Source organism: Clostridium magnum DSM 2767 (assembly GCF_001623875.1).
GTDB lineage: Bacteria > Bacillota > Clostridia > Clostridiales > Clostridiaceae > Clostridium_AM > Clostridium_AM magnum.
Genome location: NZ_LWAE01000005.1, coordinates 151,396 through 168,751 on the forward strand (window position 1 = coordinate 151,396; position 17,356 = coordinate 168,751).

17 protein-coding genes, 2 pseudogenes and 1 riboswitch are annotated in these 17,356 nt (G+C 31.7%); of the genes and pseudogenes, 16 read left to right on the forward strand and 3 right to left on the reverse strand.

From position 1 onward, the window contains the following. Positions 1 to 339: 339 nt before the first annotated feature. Positions 340 to 428: riboswitch (cyclic di-GMP riboswitch) on the forward strand. Between the two features lie 112 nt (positions 429 to 540). From CLMAG_RS19640 to CLMAG_RS19710, 16 genes and pseudogenes are all read left to right on the forward strand, one after another. Next, complete coding sequence (locus tag CLMAG_RS19640; RefSeq protein ID WP_066626549.1) at positions 541 to 903, forward strand: response regulator; 363 nt, start codon at positions 541 to 543, stop codon at positions 901 to 903. A gap of 32 nt (positions 904 to 935) precedes the next feature. After that, a complete protein-coding gene (locus CLMAG_RS19645) occupies positions 936 to 3,002 on the forward strand; it encodes a chemotaxis protein CheA (RefSeq protein WP_066626551.1) in 2,067 nt (688 codons plus the stop codon). Positions 3,003 to 3,024: 22 nt separating this feature from the next. Further along, positions 3,025 to 3,507, forward strand: a complete 483-nt coding sequence (locus CLMAG_RS19650) for a chemotaxis protein CheW (protein WP_066626553.1) — start codon at positions 3,025 to 3,027, stop codon at positions 3,505 to 3,507. 232 nt (positions 3,508 to 3,739) lie between these two features. Beyond that, positions 3,740 to 3,907: pseudogene (locus CLMAG_RS35075) on the forward strand (methyl-accepting chemotaxis protein); the annotation flags it as partial. A 36-nt stretch (positions 3,908 to 3,943) separates the two neighbouring features. Continuing rightward, positions 3,944 to 5,562: pseudogene (locus tag CLMAG_RS35080) on the forward strand (methyl-accepting chemotaxis protein); the annotation flags it as partial. A gap of 62 nt (positions 5,563 to 5,624) precedes the next feature. After that, on the forward strand, positions 5,625 to 6,440 hold the full coding sequence (locus CLMAG_RS19665; RefSeq protein WP_066626556.1) for a CheR family methyltransferase: 816 nt from the start codon (positions 5,625 to 5,627) through the stop codon (positions 6,438 to 6,440). Positions 6,441 to 6,459: 19 nt separating this feature from the next. Further along, complete coding sequence (locus tag CLMAG_RS19670) at positions 6,460 to 7,479, forward strand: protein-glutamate methylesterase/protein-glutamine glutaminase (protein WP_175562167.1); 1,020 nt, start codon at positions 6,460 to 6,462, stop codon at positions 7,477 to 7,479. 65 nt (positions 7,480 to 7,544) lie between these two features. Beyond that, positions 7,545 to 7,853: a hypothetical protein gene (locus CLMAG_RS19675; protein WP_066626559.1), complete on the forward strand. Its 309-nt coding sequence runs from the start codon at positions 7,545 to 7,547 to the stop codon at positions 7,851 to 7,853. Positions 7,854 to 8,019: 166 nt separating this feature from the next. Next, positions 8,020 to 9,168, forward strand: coding sequence for a cache domain-containing protein (locus CLMAG_RS19680; RefSeq protein WP_066626560.1), 1,149 nt, complete (start codon positions 8,020 to 8,022; stop codon positions 9,166 to 9,168). 208 nt (positions 9,169 to 9,376) lie between these two features. Then, positions 9,377 to 9,577, forward strand: a complete 201-nt coding sequence (locus tag CLMAG_RS19685) for a hypothetical protein (RefSeq protein WP_066626562.1) — start codon at positions 9,377 to 9,379, stop codon at positions 9,575 to 9,577. 367 nt (positions 9,578 to 9,944) lie between these two features. Next, positions 9,945 to 10,097, forward strand: a complete 153-nt coding sequence (locus CLMAG_RS32570) for a hypothetical protein (RefSeq protein WP_161486999.1) — start codon at positions 9,945 to 9,947, stop codon at positions 10,095 to 10,097. A gap of 245 nt (positions 10,098 to 10,342) precedes the next feature. After that, entirely contained in the window at positions 10,343 to 11,920 is a 1,578-nt protein-coding gene (locus CLMAG_RS19690) for an alkaline phosphatase (RefSeq protein WP_066626565.1), read from the forward strand. A gap of 294 nt (positions 11,921 to 12,214) precedes the next feature. Then, on the forward strand, positions 12,215 to 13,369 hold the full coding sequence (locus CLMAG_RS19695; protein WP_066626567.1) for a YibE/F family protein: 1,155 nt from the start codon (positions 12,215 to 12,217) through the stop codon (positions 13,367 to 13,369). A gap of 154 nt (positions 13,370 to 13,523) precedes the next feature. Next, a complete protein-coding gene (locus tag CLMAG_RS19700) occupies positions 13,524 to 14,045 on the forward strand; it encodes a phosphatase PAP2 family protein (protein WP_066626568.1) in 522 nt (173 codons plus the stop codon). Positions 14,046 to 14,111: 66 nt separating this feature from the next. After that, positions 14,112 to 14,360: a hypothetical protein gene (locus tag CLMAG_RS19705; RefSeq protein WP_066626570.1), complete on the forward strand. Its 249-nt coding sequence runs from the start codon at positions 14,112 to 14,114 to the stop codon at positions 14,358 to 14,360. A 21-nt stretch (positions 14,361 to 14,381) separates the two neighbouring features. Then, complete coding sequence (locus CLMAG_RS19710) at positions 14,382 to 14,963, forward strand: 5' nucleotidase, NT5C type (RefSeq protein WP_066626572.1); 582 nt, start codon at positions 14,382 to 14,384, stop codon at positions 14,961 to 14,963. 66 nt (positions 14,964 to 15,029) lie between these two features. Here CLMAG_RS19710 and CLMAG_RS19715 read toward each other — a convergent pair whose 3' ends face one another. From CLMAG_RS19715 to CLMAG_RS19725, 3 genes are all read right to left on the reverse strand, one after another. After that, positions 15,030 to 15,272, reverse strand: a complete 243-nt coding sequence (locus tag CLMAG_RS19715) for a hypothetical protein (RefSeq protein ID WP_066626579.1) — start codon at positions 15,270 to 15,272, stop codon at positions 15,030 to 15,032. 302 nt (positions 15,273 to 15,574) lie between these two features. Continuing rightward, entirely contained in the window at positions 15,575 to 16,033 is a 459-nt protein-coding gene (locus CLMAG_RS19720; protein WP_066626580.1) for a staygreen family protein, read from the reverse strand. 252 nt (positions 16,034 to 16,285) lie between these two features. Next, positions 16,286 to 17,203 carry a ketopantoate reductase family protein gene (locus CLMAG_RS19725; RefSeq protein ID WP_066626582.1) on the reverse strand — a complete coding sequence of 306 codons (918 nt, stop codon included), beginning with the start codon at positions 17,201 to 17,203 and terminating at the stop codon, positions 16,286 to 16,288. Between the last annotated feature and the right edge of the window lie 153 nt (positions 17,204 to 17,356).

Consider the following 17,356-nt stretch of genomic DNA (forward strand, 5'->3'; position numbering starts at 1 on the left):
CCTACTGGTGGATGATTCTTTCTATATTCAAAAATATTGAAAGAAGTAAGGAAAAGTATTTTATTGAGGTAAGCGGTTAATAACTAATCACATTGACAGTTATTAGCCGCTTATTTTCAATCTTTTTTCTAATTACACTAGGTGATAAGTTATTTCACGCTTAAGTATAAAGTTAACGTAGATTACATAAGTTTAACATTAATTAACTTGGTTTGATAAATGTGGTGTTATACAATATAAACATGATTATACTCTATAGCATCACATTTATTAATTTATGGACTATCCGTAAATTAATAGTTAGTTGTTTAGGTAAATGATTAAAACTTAATAGTTAGTAGTTGTAAATAGCAAATCCACTGAAAGGTGGAGACGCAAAGCCATGAGTCTAAAGCAAATTTTTTTGTCATGATAGTCAGGTTGCCAAGTATTTTTCTAGTTTAATAATTTAATTTGTTAAACTAAGTTTATTAATGGTGGGCAGCGTCTATACTTCCTACCATTTTTGATTTAAATTAAGTTAGAAGAGGTGGAATATTAATGAAAAAGGTACTTATAGTTGATGATGCAGCTTTTATGAGATTAACTTTAAAAACAATTCTTGAGAAAAATGGATTTGAAGTGATTGGAGAAGCTGAAAATGGGGCAGTAGGTATAGAAAAGTATAAGGAGTTAAAACCAGATCTTGTAACTATGGATATTACCATGCCTGAAATGGATGGGATAGAGGCTTTAAAAGAAATAAAGAACATAGATCCAAAATCTAAGGTAATTATGATTTCAGCAGTAGGTCAAGAAGCCAATGTACGAAAATCCATAGTACTAGGTGCTAAATCCTTTATAGTTAAGCCTTTTAAAAATGAACATGTAATAAAAACATTAACAAAAATTTTGGCTGTTTAATGAATTAATATACATAAAAAGAGGTGGACCATTTGTCAGAAATTTTTAGCCAAGAACCAATGCTTGATATGTTCATCTTTGAAACTACGCAGCTTATTGAGCAGCTTGAACAAACTGTAATAAAAAGCGAAAAATTAAGCTGCTACACTGAAAGTGCAATCAATGAAATCTTTAGGATTATGCATACTATAAAGGGGTCTTCCGCAATGATGCTTTTTGAAAACATATCATCAATTTCTCATGCTATGGAGGACATGTTTTATTTTATCCGTGAAGAAAGACCTAAAAACATTGATTGCTTAAAACTTACAGACATAGTTTTAGAAGGAATTGACTTTATCAAAATAGAAGTAGATAAAATTATAAGTGGGAAAAAGCCTGAGGGTGATGCTTCTGTGCTTATGACCCAGATAAAAAGCTTTTTATCTGAATTAAAGCAAAATAACCTGCTACCAGAGACTGTAGTGGATGAGTTACAATGTGATGCAATAGATATCCAACACAAATATAATATAAGCAAGACTACGCTAGATTCCTCTAAAAAAAATGCCTATAAAGCAGTGATTTATTTCGAGGAAGACTGTGAAATGGAGGACATACATGCATTTACTGTTATTAATACTATAAAAGACATAGCTAATGAAATTTATTATCTACCAGATGACATTTCTGATTGTGGTGATAATGTTGAGATCATTAGAAAAGAAGGTTTTAAAATATGCTTTAAATCAGATTACAATTTTGATAAAATTCATTCAATTCTGATGCAGACTGTGTTTCTAAGAGATTTGGAATTAAGTCAATTAGAAGCTTATGAAGAGTTTAAGCAATCTAAGCAAATAGAACAAATAATTTTAGATGAACCTTCCCCAGGAAAAACTGAACAAGCCACATCAAATAGGAGTGAAAAAGATACACATCAAATTTCTTCTCATCAGAATATTATTAGCGTTAACGTTTGGAAATTAGACAAGCTTATGGATCTCATTGGTGAATTAGTTATTTCAGAGGCAATGGTAATTGAGAATCCAGATTTAGATGGAGTAACTTTGGACAATTTCCAGAAGGCTTCTAGACAGCTTCAGAAAATCACAAGTGAACTTCAGGATATAGTTATGTCCATAAGGATGGTTCCATTGTCTACCACATTCCAAAAAATGAATAGAATAGTCCGTGATATGTGTAAAAAACTAGATAAAGAAGTTGAATTGAAGATAATGGGAGAAGAAACCGAGGTTGATAAAAATATTATAGACCATATATCCGACCCACTAATGCATATTATTAGAAACTCAATTGATCATGGAATAGAATCTGCTGAAGAGCGAAGATCAGTAGGAAAGTCTAAGGTTGGAACGGTGACTTTAGAGGGAAAAAATGCAGGTGGAGATGTATTAATAATTATTAAAGATAATGGTAGGGGGCTGAATAAAGAAAAAATACTTCAAAGAGCAGGAGAGAATGGACTTGTCAACAGACCGGAAAATAAACTTACGGATAAGGAAATATATTCGTATATATTCTTGCCAGGCTTCTCAACAAAGGAGAAAATAACGGAATTTTCAGGCAGGGGTGTTGGCATGGATGTTGTTACTAAAAACATAGGCACTATTGGAGGAGTTATTTCAGTGGACAGCACACCTGGTGAAGGAACCGTAATAACTCTAAAAATTCCGCTTACTCTAGCTATAATAAATGGCATGACCATTAGAGTTGGTCAATCTAGATATACGGTGCCAATTATAAATATTAAAGAATCATTTAAAGCTAAAGCAAATGATATTATTAGAGATACTGATGGTAACGAAATGATTTTAATTAGAGGGCAGTGCCACCCTATTTTAAGGCTGCATGAATTACATAGTGTAGAAACAGAAATAGTCAATATTCCTGATGGAATAATATTAATGGTTGAAAACGAAGGTAAAAGTATTTGCATATTTGCTGATGAACTTTTAGGTGAAAACCAAGTAGTTGTAAAGGCATTGCCTAACTATTTTAGAAACTTTAAAAAAATAAGAGGGCTAGCCGGTTGTACTTTACTAGGTGATGGAGGGATCAGTTTGATACTAGATATCTCAGATTTAATTAATTATTAAGGAAAAGAAAGGATATGAAATAATGGAGGAAACTTTAGAGTTCCAAGAGGACACACAGAAAGGCAAGTTCTTGACATTCTCATTAGGAGAAGATGATTACGGTATAGAGATTAGATATGTGACAGAAATTATTGGCATACAGCCTATAACTCAGGTTCCTGAGCTTCCAGAGTATGTAAGAGGAATTATCAATTTAAGAGGTAAAATAGTTCCAGTAATGGATGTGAGACTGCGTTTTAAAAAAGAATTAAAAAAATACAATGACAGGACTTGTGTAATAGTAGTTGATATTAAGGATATATCAATTGGTCTTATTGTGGACAGCATTTCAGAAGTCATGTCGATCCCAGAACAGGATATTGTTCCACCACCTGTAGTAAATAAAGGTCTGCAAAATAGATATATAAAAGGAATAGGTAAGGTGGGAAGTGACGTAAAACTTATTCTGGATTGTGAAGAATTGATTGAAGAAGATGAACTTGAAAATTTAAATGAGGTATTATAAGTAAATTGAATTTAGATGAAACTGAATATTGTGGAGGTGTTCTATTTTGAAATGGTTTTATAATTTGAAAATTTCTACAAAAATATTAACTGGATTTATTCTTGCAGCGTTTATTGCAGGTGTAGTAGGATTCATTGGTGTTATAAACATAAGCAACCTTCAATTCCAGTTAAGTCATGCACAACAAAGTGCAGATAACTATAATGCTGCAGCTAATATGGCTATAACAAACATGATTATTATAATACTTGTTGGTATAGTTACAGTCATCGCTCTTGGAATTTTTATATCTAAAATTATAAGTAATCCAATTAATAAAGTGGTTGAAATAGTACACAGAATTGCTGAAGGTGGTATTAACATTGATAATAAGGTACTTACAGAAGATGAAATCGGTGATTTAATGACACATTTGACTTCAGTGACTAGTATTATAAAGGATTTAGTTTTTGAAATAAATATGATTACAAAAGCTGGAGTTGAAGGAAAGCTTCATATCCGTGGAAATGTACAAAATTTTAAGGGAATTTATAAAGAAATTGTTCAGGGGATAAATAATACTCTTGATACCGTCATTGCCCCATTGGATGAGGCTAAAGAAGTATTAGGTAAGATGTCAGTAAATGATCTTACCTTGACAATGACAGGACAATATAATGGAATGCTTAAGGAGTTAGCTGATTCCATTAACATGGTAAATACAAGGTTATTAAGTATACAAGATGCTATGGTTCGTGTTGGTAAGGGTGATACAAGCAGATTGGAGGAACTTAAAAAGATAGAAAAAAGATCTGAAAATGATGAAATAATGCCTTCTATGATTAATATGTTGGAGGAAATTAGGAGACTTATAAATGAAGTTGGTGTTGTAGCAAATGCCTCCATTAATGGACATTTAAGTGTTAGAGGTAATTCAAACAAATTCCGAGGTGGATACAAAGAAATTATTGAAGGCTTCAATAAGACCATTGATGCAGTTGTTAAGCCTATAAGTGAAGCCTCAACTGTATTGAAGGAAATGGCTGAAGGCAACCTTACAGTAAGTATGGAGGGAGAATATAAGGGAGAATATGCTAGAATGAAAGAGGATATTAACTCTACACTTAAGTCATTTAATGAAGTGTTGAATGATATTAATAATGCAGCACAGCAGGTAGCTTCCGGTGCAAGTGAGGTTTCACATTCAAGCCAAGCGTTATCACGGGGATCTACGGAGCAGGCAAGTTCTATTGAAGACTTACTGCCTCTATAGAGGAAATTGCGGCGCAGACAACACAAAATGCTGAAAATGCAAATGAAGCTAATAAACTTGCATTGACAGCTAAAGATGACGCAGTTCGTGGTGATGAACAAATGAATGAGATGCTAGAGGCTATGGATGATATTAATGAGGCTTCAGGTAATATATCAAAAATTATTAAAGTTATTGATGAAATCGCATTCCAAACCAATATACTTGCATTAAATGCCGCTGTTGAAGCTGCAAGAGCCGGGCAGCATGGTAAGGGCTTTGCAGTAGTTGCAGAAGAAGTGAGAAATCTTGCTGCAAGAAGTGCCAACGCTGCAAAAGAGACAACAGTGCTTATAGAAGGATCAATTAAGAAGGTAGAAGATGGTACAAAAATTGCTAATGAAACAGCAGAGGCCTTAAACGGTATTGTTGAAGCTATTTCAAAAGCCACTACACTTGTTGGTGAAATTGCAGTTGCTTCTAGTGAACAGGCCTCAGGAATTGCACAGGTTAACCAGGGTATTACACAAGTATCGCAGGTTGTTCAAGCTAACTCTACAACCTCTGAAGAAGGTGCAGCAGCAAGTGAAGAGCTATCTAGCCAGGCAGAAATATTGAGAAATATGGTTGGTAAGTTTAAACTTAAAAAAGGAACTTCTTTTATAAACAGTTTTGAGGAGGTAAATCCAGGGGTACTTAAAATGTTGGAAAGTATGGCTGAAAAGAAGAATAGTAAATCAAGTTCAACCAATGATGCATACGAAGAAGTGGCAGTTACAAGGTCACAAATTGCATTGACTGATAAAGAATTTGGAAAGTATTAGTACAATTTAAAAAGGGGGACGATCTGAAAAACTCTCCCATTCTCAAAAGGCAGGTAAGATACATGGTTACAATTACAAAAAAAGAATTCAAAAAACTCTCAGACTACATAAAAACTAATTACGGCATTCATTTGAAAGAAGAAAAACAGACTCTTATAGAGGGGAGACTTCATAATGTACTTATACAGAACAATTTCAATAGTTTCTCCGAATATTATAATTATATTATATCAGATAAAACCGGAAATTCGGTAGTTACCCTGATTAATAAGATTACTACCAACCATACCTTCTTTATGAGGGAAGCTGACCATTTTTATTATTTCCGGGACAAAGTGCTTCCATATATAAAAAATATGAAAAATATGAAAGATTTAAGAATATGGAGCGCAGGTTGTTCTACAGGGGAAGAACCCTACACTCTTGCCATGATTATAGATGAATTCTTCGGTAAAGAGAAAATATATTGGGATGCTAAAGTTTTAGCTACCGATATTTCCAGTAAAGTGCTTGATACTGCAGTAAGAGGAATATACAGCAATGAAGAGATAGCTGCACTTCCATCCACTTGGAAACTTAATTATTTTAAGAAATATGATGATGAAAATAGTGTACTGGTGGATAAGATAAGGAATGAAATTATATATAGAAAATTTAACCTTATGGATGAAGTATTCCCATTTAAACGGAAGTTTCATGTGATATTCTGCAGAAACGTAATGATTTATTTTGACGCTAAAACAAAGACAGAATTGGTTAACAAGTTCTATGACATTACCGAGTCTGGAGGATATTTATTTATCGGTCATTCGGAATCCTTAAATAGAGAAGAAACAAGATACAAATATATTATGCCTGCTGTATACAGGAAAGAATAATCGAGGTGATACTGTGCAGATGGGGAAAAAGATAAGAGTGTTAGTAGTTGATGATAGTATCGTATTCAGAGAAGTGTTATCAATGGGGATTTCCTCTGATCCATACATAGAAGTGGTAGCAAAAGCTGTTGATCCCTTTGACGCAAGAGATAAGATACTGGAGTTTCAGCCTGACGTTATGACATGTGATGTGGAAATGCCTAAAATGAACGGTATAGAGTTTATACGAAGACTTATACCACAATATCCACTGCCTGTAGTTGTTGTTAGTACAATAAGTGAATCGGTGTTTGAAGCTATGAAGGCAGGAGCAGTTGATTTTGTTACAAAGCCTGATGTTAAGTCTGTTAAAAGTGTAGAGACATTTATAAAGGAGCTCATACTCAAAATTAAAATAGCTTCAATGGCTAAAGTGTCCAATACGGAAGTAAATAATATAGCAAAAGGGATCATAGATCATAAAAATAGTAAAGTAAGCAATAAAATAATTGCAATTGGAGCCTCGACAGGAGGAACAGAGGCTATATACAATGTATTAAAATATCTTCCGAGAAGCACTCCAGGCATTGTTATAGTTCAGCATATTCCTCCTGTATTTTCACGTATGTTTGCAGAAAGGCTAAATGATTCAACTTCCCTGAAAGTAAAGGAAGCGCAGACCGGAGACATAGTTGAAATGGGAAGTGTACTAATAGCACCTGGAGATAGACATATGAAGATTAAAAAAATAGGAGATAAATGTAAAGTTGAATGTTTTTCTGGAGAACGGGTAAATGGTCACTGTCCCTCAGTAGATTTACTCTTTGAATCTGTAGCAAAGGAAGTTGGCAGTGAATCAATAGGCGTCATTTTGACAGGCATGGGTTATGACGGTGCTAAAGGGCTTCTTTCCATGAGAAAAAAAGGTGCAAAAACAATAGGTCAGGATGCAAAATCATGTGTGGTATATGGTATGCCGAAGGTAGCATTTGATATAGGGGCAGTTGAGAAGCAAGCATCCCTTGAAAACATATCTCAGTTAATATACTCAATTATATAGATATTTATAATGAAGATATTTTCTTGAACTATTTAAAGTAATTAAAAAAGAGAGGAAGAGTTGTTATGAGCGAAGAAGAAAAGAAATTATATGATGTATTATTCCCTAATGACAATAATCCCTATTACATAAATTATGCATACTTTACAGGTGGAAGTATGAGGTCTTTATCAATATTAAAATCTAAAATTAAAAATAGCTATATAGAACCTATCTTATTAGAAGCTGAAAAAGATGACGGCTCATTCTTTATAAAAGTATTGCAAAAAGACGTGGATATATTTTTAAATATGATTAAACCTTTAAAATATAATGAAAGAAAGATATCAAAGAAGTATATTAGTAAAATTAAGGCTTTATTTGGAGATAACTAATTCTTAAATAAAAATAAAGGATTAATAGATATAATGTATAAAATAAGGAGGTGACAGTAGTTATAGTCTTTTATTTTATTAAAGTATATATTAAAAAGCGTGAATATAATGACTCAGGATTTTAGAATGTATAAAAATGATGAAAAATTAAGGAGAGATGACATTTATGCTAAGAAAACTAAGTGTAAAGGCCAAAATTAGTATAATAACTGGAATATTATTGATACTAACATTTGTAGGAACCTTTTCTGTAGTGCTAGTAAGGCTATATAACAGTAGTATATTTCAAGCAGAGACTCTCGCAAAGGAGGTATCCAGATCATATGCAGCTGAGATTAATGGGCATTTTATAACGCTTGAGACTATAGCTAATACACTAAATAATGGAATAAGCAATCAAATCAGTGCGGATGTTAAAGATAGGAATATTATTATTGAAATGCAAAAAGACGTATTGAATATGTATCCTAACATTTATGGGATAACAGTAGCCTTTGAACCAAATGCTTTTGATGGTAAGGATTCTTTTTATACTGGGGAAGCTGAATATGGTGAGAATGGACTATTTATTCCTTATGTAATAAGAAACGATAACTCTTTTCATATAGAACCGGCATATAATTCCCAAACAGATATGACTTGGTATAATGAACCGAAAAAAACTAAACATACATTTATAACAGAACCAACTGTATATAAAGTGAATGGTAAGGATGTTGCTATGGCATCATTGGTTGTACCTATTTTGGATGAAAATAAAAACTTTATGGGAGTTATTTCTATAGATTATAAACTTGAAACCTTTCAGAAAATCGTTGAGAAAATAAAACCTAAGGGTGGTTTTGTACAACTGCTATCAAAAAATGGAATATACGTTGCAAATGGAGCTAATGATAAATTGATTATGACTGATGCCAAAAAGCAAAGTCAAGATTGGGCTGACATTATTAGTCAAACATCTATGGGCAAGGAAGTTGAAATGTTTGGTAAATCCCTTTCAACAGGTAAAGGTGTTTTAAGAGCAGCACATCCAGTAAATATTAATGGAACGGATATGAATTGGACTTTTTGTAGTGATATTCCAGTAGAAAATATTCTTAAGGACTTTTATACCCAACTAAAACAAATTATATTACTTGCAATTATTGCATTAGTTGTTGTGATTGTCGCAATAGTATTAATAGTTAGCCATATGACTAGAGGACTCAAATATGCTGAAACACAGTTGGATTTATTAGCGCAAGGAGACCTTAGTAAAGAGATTGATGAAAAATATTCTAAGTCTGAGGATGACATTGGAAAAATGATTAATTAAAAATAGAGTTATTGAAATTCAAAACATAACAAAAATTGTAATTGAATCCGTTGATAGTCTTAAGGATAGTTCAAAAGATGTTCTTGAATTTATTGAAAATCAAGTTGTTCCTGATTATGAAAAGCTAGTACATACAGGTGAACAGTATAGCAAAGATGCTTTTATAGTTCAAGAATTAGTTAATGATTTTAGTGAAACCTCAGGAGAATTGCTTGCATCTATATATAATATTGTAAAATCAGTGGAAGAAGTGGCACAGTCAACTAATGAAGGTGCACAGGGAACAACAAATATTGCTGAAAAAACAACAGGTATAGTTGAGTTAAGTGATAATGTAATAAAACAGGCATCACAATCAAAAGTTAGTGCAGAAAAGCTGTTGGAAATGGTTTCTGTGTTTAAAGTATAAATATGGTTGATGAGTTTAAACTTAAAAGGGTAATTATGTTATAAGCAGTTTTTAGTGAACTATATACTTTAGTCTACCATCGATGGAGATATCTGTGAATTTTTTTACAAAGAGTTAATATTGTTATAACCTAAAATGATAATTGAAATGTTATAGTAAATTTGAGGTGATAATATTGGAAGTTCCATTGAGTTTAGAACAATTCAAATTACTTGCACTTCGATACCAACAAGCTAAGAAAAAAGGGAAAAAAGATTTAGATAACTATGTTGCAGACAGATCACTGCGTATAAAGAAACGGTGTGGATATTTCAGACAAACTTAAGACAAATACAAACAAAATCACTAATAAATATGAGGTGTTAATATGAGTGAAAAGCTGGTTAAACTCGTTAGAAAGTTATCTAGTGCTACTAGAGTTCCAGAACAAGATATAGTGAATAGTATTGAAAGAACAATTGATTTAAGAATAGCAACAGAAGAAGAAATAGAGAAAATTATTAATAAAATAATTGATTAGAGAAGATATCTACGCTGAATAGTAGTAATTATCACTGTTTACCAATATTGTATTAAAATTAATAATATATTGAAAAGACCCCCAATGTAATTAACTACACTGAGGGTTTTTTTGTGTATTAGAATACCTATATTTAACACTAGTATAACATTATTTAACATTTCCGTAACTATCTGATAAAAAATAGCTGTTAAAGTAAATAATGTAATACTTACTTCAATATTTATTTTTATGGGGGTTATATAATGGTAAAAAGAAGAAAATGGTTACTAGGAGCATTGGCATTAATTATGTCAACATCTTTATTTTTTACAGGATGTGAAACTTATAAAGTTGCAAGCAAAACAATTCAAGTAAATACCTTCGAAGGAAAGAAGAATCCTAAATATGTTTTCCTATTTATAGGGGATGGAATGGCGCTGCCGCAAATAAACTCTGCGGAAATTTATTTAGCAAATCAAAAGGATAACAAAAGTCCTAGCATTCAAAAGCTTAATTTTACACAGTTCCCTTCACAGGGGATGGCTACTACTTATGCTGCAGATACATTTATAACAGATTCAGCCTCTGCAGGAACGGCAATAGCTACAGGACATAAGACTAATGACGGTGTTATAAATATGGATCCAGCAAAAAAGGAGAAATATACTTCTATGGCGGAATTGGCAAAGAAAAAAGGAATGAAGGTTGGAGTAGTTTCTTCTGTTTCTATTGATCATGCAACACCAGCGGTATTTTATGCACATAATGAATCAAGAAACAATTATTATGATATATCACTGGAGCTTAGCAAAAGTAATTTTGACTATTTTGCTGGTGGCGGTCTAAAACAGCCAACGGGAAAAGATAAAGATAAACCTGATGCATATGCTGAAGCAGAGAAAAATGGATATAAAGTAGTAAAGGACAAGGCTTCCTTTGAAAAACTTGATAGTAAATCAGGAAAGGTTTTTGCTGTAAGTCCAAAACTTGATGCTGATAAAGCACTGCCTTTTGCTATAAATAAAGATAAGGAAACTATTACCCTTGCAGATTTTACTAAAAAGGGTATAGATCTTTTAGAGAATGAAAAAGGATTCTTTATGATGGTGGAAGGCGGAAAGGTTGACTGGGCTGGTCACGCTAATGATGCCGCTTCATCCATTCATGAAACTATAGATTTTGATGGAGCTGTGAAGGAAGCAATAGATTTTTACAACAAACATCCAGATGACACTCTAATAGTTACTACTGCTGACCATGAAACTGGTGGATTTACAATAGGTTTTGCAGGAACAGGTTATAGCACCTTCTTTAAAAGGATAGCAAATCAAAACATATCCTATGATGAGTTTACTAAGAAAGTAGAAGAATATAAAAAAGCTGGACATACACCTGATAACGCTAAACTTGAAGATTTGCTCCCTCTAATTAAAGAACAGTATGGACTAGAGGCTATGGATACAGCAAAGTATAATGAATTATACAAAATAGCTTCTGATGAGAAAAATGCTGGTGCTAAGGAAGCGGAAGAAAAAATAGCCATGGCACTTAGTCCAAAAGACTTAGAGGATTTGATGGCAGCCTTAAAACAAAGTATGCTTGATAAAAAAGATAGAGCAGCAGATGAACAGTCAAAATTATTATATGGAGGCTATGACCCATTAACTATGGCTTTAACACATATAATGGATCACAAAGCTGGTATAGGTTTTACTACTTATTCTCACACTGGTATACCTGTTCCAGTATTTGCAAAAGGCATAGGTGAAGAAATGTTTGAAGGATATTATGACAACACAGATTTATTTGAAAAGCTAACTTCAATAATGGGAGTATCATAAATAGGGTTTCTAGACTGAAAGTTAACTTATCCTGCGAGACATACTACCAATCTTCAGCACGTTAAATATTTCTAATCAGTCTAAAGTTCAGGATTTGTGAAAAATTAAGAACCTTTGATAACTCGCTATGCTCAAACAATCTAAGGTTCTAAATTTTTCAAAAATCCTTCACTAAGACTGATTAAAAATATTTAAATGTGCTTTTAGATTTGGTAGTATATCTCTCCGTATAAGCTAACTTTCCAATCAGAAATCCTATAAACATAATATAATAAGTTTGAGGAAGGTTTATATATGCTGAAAATCGTACGAAAAAGGGAGAATATTTTTATTATAATATTATTAATGATAATACTCATACTTTTTTTCATTCCAACGGATTTTGAACGTAAAAATAATAATAGTCTAAGGGCAAAAGCTGAGGTAATCTCTGTTGATAATTCTCAATTAGAACAAAGAGGTATCGTAAAGACTGGGGTTCAAGCTGTTAAATTGAGAATATTGAATGGAGAGTTTAAGGGGAAGGAATTTACTTCACCAAACAATCTAAGAGGTCAGCTTGAACTTGATAAAATGTTTAGTGCTAAAGATAAAGCTTTTGTTGTAATAGACCATATAGGTAATAGGGTTACTGCTGTAAATATTATAGATCACTATAGACTTAACATTGAACTAATTTTATTTATTGTATTTATAGTACTATTAGTAGTTTTTGCAGGCTGGACAGGTGTAAAATCAGTTTTTTCCTTTATTTTCACAGTACTTATGATATGGAAGGTACTAATACCTTTTTTCCTCAAAGGTTGGAATCCTATTTTTGTTTCACTTATAGTTGTTTCTGTATTAATAGGTGTTACAACTTTCTTGGTTGCTGGCATTAATAAAAAGGCTTTAGTTTCATTTTTGGGTTCTATTTCAGGGATTCTAATTACCTGCATATTTGCTTTAATCTTCGGAAACGCTTTTAAAATTCATGGGGCAGTAGTTTCTTTTTCTGAAACTTTACTTTATTCAGGCTATGCCTATCTTGATCTAACTAAAATATTTATTTCCGGAATTTTTATAGCTTCATCTGGTGCACTGATGGATGTTACAATGGATATTTCTACAGCGGTGTACGAGGTTGTGATAAATAAACCAGATATAACAAGAAAAGAAGCCATAAAAAGTGGTTTTTCAGTTGCTAAGGCTGTAGTTGGTACTATGACAACTACGTTGCTACTTGCCTATTCTGGTGGATATACTGCAATGCTTATGGTATTTATGGCTCAAGGTACTCCAATAATGAATATTTTAAACATGTCATATGTTTCCGCTGAAATACTGCACACTATAGTTGGTAGCTTTGGTCTTGTTTTGGTAGCTCCACTTACTGCGGTATTAGCAGGAGTGTTTTTTACTAATTCTGAATATGTAAATAAGCTTGTAGGAAAAGAAAGTGTTTCATAATTCTTAGGATAACAAAATGTTTGATACGTTGGTAGGAAAGATAGAGATTTTTGACCCAACGTATTTTCTTTTTTAATTAAAGTTAAATTAACAATACTTTAAAATGTTCTTAAAGATAAACATATAAAATGTAGTTAAAGGGGGAGGATGACGTATGAATATATTAAATTATATACGGCATGGCGATACATTTCTACTTAAGAGAATCAACACGTCACTAAAGTGTAAATCTTTAGATATTATTATGACGCTAGCTACTTATTTAGCATCTAACTTCTCATTAATTACATTTTGTCTATTTACTGAATTAAATCCAAATCCTTTTATTCGTTTACTTGGAGTAAAGTGCACAGTTTCACTAATGTTAAGTACCGTTGTTGCTCAAATATTTAAAAGGGCTGTAAACAGAATCAGACCATTTTTAATAGTAAATGACCTCAATATAAAAAAGATTGGAATAGATAAATATTCCTTTCCTTCAGGGCACACAACAGCAGCTTTCAGCATTGCCGTTATGATTTCATTGTTCTATCCCGATGTAATCTTTCTATTAATGCCATTAGCTTCTCTTATTGGTATATCCAGAATTTATTTAGGAGTACATTATCCTTCTGATGTATTTGCAGGCGCAATTTTAGGAACACTATCTTCTTTCTTAGTTTTTTATATAATCTAAATTACAGTAAAGTTCAGACTGGTTTAAAAGTGTATTATTCTTAAAATTTTAGAAGAGGAAAGGTGAATGGAAATGTTTGATTATAGCAAACAAAGATATTTAATTATTAATATGATTTTGATGACAATTTTATTTACAACTACAATTGCTAATGCAGCTTATAATTCTAATTACAACTTAGAACAGCGAAATAATATTTATAGCAGATTTATTACCTTTATTAATTTAGAACAAACTCCTGACCAAATAGCAAGAAACTCTGAAACTGCTATAATTAATTCTATTATAGAACAAAGTAAAGTTAGTAAAAAATAAAATTAAAGGTTGGTGTTAAAAATGAAAAATCTCAATATATGTATTGATATTGACGGAACAATTACAGATCCATATTTTTGGTTAAATATTGCAAATAAATATTTTAATAAAAATGTAACCATTGATAAAGTAACAGAGTATGAAATTGATAAAGTTATGGGAATAACTAGGGAAGAGTATTATAACTTTTATAATAAAAGTAAATTTGAAATGCATAATGACGAAGTAAGGTTGAGAGAAAATGCTAGAGAAATAATAGCAGAGTTAATAAAGACAAACAATATATATTTTGTTACAGCTAGAGATAAAGATTTAAAAATACTTACTTACTCGTACTTAAATAACAATAATATTCCTTATGATGATGTTTTTGTTTTAGGAACACATTATAAGGTAAATACAGCTAAAGAGCTTAAATGTGATATATTTATAGAAGATTGTTATTCAAATGCCCTGCAGTTATCAGAAAATGGCTTTAAGGTATTGCTTATAGATACTAATTATAATAGGAAACCCTTAAATAAAAATATAATTAGAGTTTTTAATTGGAATGAAATATATGAAATAATAAAAGAGATGCCATTATGCAGAAAGGCTATATAATGGCATCTCTTTCTTAATTTTTGATTAAATTTAAACAATAGCTGCTGAAAAAAGTTAAAAGAAATATTAGTTCTTTAAACATTTCAGTAGGTTATAATGTGCAGAAGTATCATTTTTCCCTTCATCAATAAAAATACGATATAATATCCTATCATTAATTAAAGTTTGTACAAATACACCATTTGAAGAAATTGTATATTGCTTATCTTCAAATTCAAATACGCTATTATTAGATTTGATAGTTTCAATCATAATTTTATCAAACACCTTAATTTTCTTTAAAAAATTTTCTTCAGAACTAATTATCATAATAACATCTCCCCTTGTAGTAACTTAGATTTTGTTAATAAACATTTTAGTTGTAAAAATAACAATGAATATTTGAAACCGTTTATATAACTAATATAGCAAAGTAATGTTAAGTTGATGTTAACTATTGTGATTTTATTTAAATTTTTAACTTAATTACCAAAAATATTAGAATAATCAACTAATATCCAGTTAGTTATTATTTTACAAAATGCTAATAGAAACTAAATATAGGCTATACAATGAAATGTTAATGTAAAAATGTAAAATCTATAAATTTATTTTAGGGGAAACACTCCAGTTTAGCTTAGATTAGGACCTTCAATGTCATAGTCAGAAAAAGTGCCCCAATTTTCTACTCTATTAAATTCAGAATTTGTTGATATAAAGTAAACTATTATAGGAGCATAATTTAATTCAGGGTGTGCACTAAAAAATTCTCTATCACCATATCTGATGGCTTCTAAGGCAAGGGGCAGTTCACGTCTGAAAATGTAATTTCGTATAGCTATTGCTCCTGGACCATCCACATGTAAATATACATAATAGAAGTATCGATTCATAGCCTTAAACCATTCACCAAGAACTTCATCTCTCATGGCATTAGTTTTATCATAAGCATATGTTAAGCCTATAGTTAAAAAAAGTTCTGCAGTTATATCAGAATGAGTAAGTGTATAGCGCCTAGGAATAATAGGGTCTGTAGTAGTAACACCATCTCTAAATTCCACTGAAAGTTTTTCAGGGTTAAGTCTGCTCATTTAATCCACTCCTGTATAGTATTCTAATAAAAATATTATATGATAGTTAAAATGATACGGTGACTTCAGCAAAAACTCTTTTAGAGATATAGCTTTAATAGGTGTAAAATCAGGTGGGGTCAAAAGGCTAAATGGAATTTAACGATGAAAGGCCTAGGTCGTAGACAAAACCCCATCTGATTTAAGTTTTACTTCATAGAGCAATAAGCATAATATTATCAGCTGCTAAGGTACAATAATAATTTGGAAAGTTTAGTACATACTTTCTAAATATTTAATTCTTTCGTAGAGTTTTTTATTTACAGGTGTTGGAACGTCATACTTTTTACCTAATTCCAATACCGTCCCTGCAAATAGATCTACCTCACTATAGCGTTTTGCTTCTAGGTCTTGTCGCATTGATGGTTTTCCATTTGGACTTAATTTGTCTAATACCTTCAGCCAATAATCCAGATCTTCCTCCGTCAAATTAATTCCTTCCTCCTCAGACAAAGAGATAACCTCTCGCATGGCTGAAATCATAGTATCTCTTGCTTCGCCTTCAATTTGAATTTCACCATAGTTGCTTTCATATATTGCAACGGTTTGATTTACACCAACGTTTAACATGAACTTACCCCACAGCCTTTTATACATATCAGTTTCAGCCTCAAAAGGTACTTCCGTGCCCTTAAAAAAATCTGCAACAACCGTTACCTTTTCAGTCAGAATGCCAGGTTTACGTTCTCCAAAGCATATCATTCCCATGTGATCATAAGTTAATTTATTCCCAACCTTAACTGCATCCATGCCCTGTGCCACTGAATATAGCATTTTTTCCATACCATAAGTTTGTCCGATTAATTCTTCACTTGTAATCCCATTAAGTAAAGATAAAATAATAGTTTTATCTCCTATATGATTCTTTACAGCTTCAATAGATTCCTTTAAGTTATTAAATTTTACTGCAAAAATAACCAGGTCTGCCGGAGTGCATATATCTTCTGGTGTAACATAATTGAAATTGCAGCGTTCATCGTTGCAATATAAATAGTTATTTTCATATTTTGTTATTCTATTTTTATCTGCAATGATTCTTAAATCTTCCTTAGCCAGTTTCTTAGATAAATGATGCCCAAATAATATTCCCAATGCTCCTAATCCAATAATTGATACAGTTTTTATTTCCAAATTCTTTTCCACTCCCTTTATTATAATAATAAATAATTAAGTTTCATGATGCAGTTGCATAATTGTAATATATTTCTATTATAGCTAGGCTAGTTGGTTAGGTCAAATCTTATATGCTTCATTGATTAATATTTAGCATCTTTTCTTAAAAAT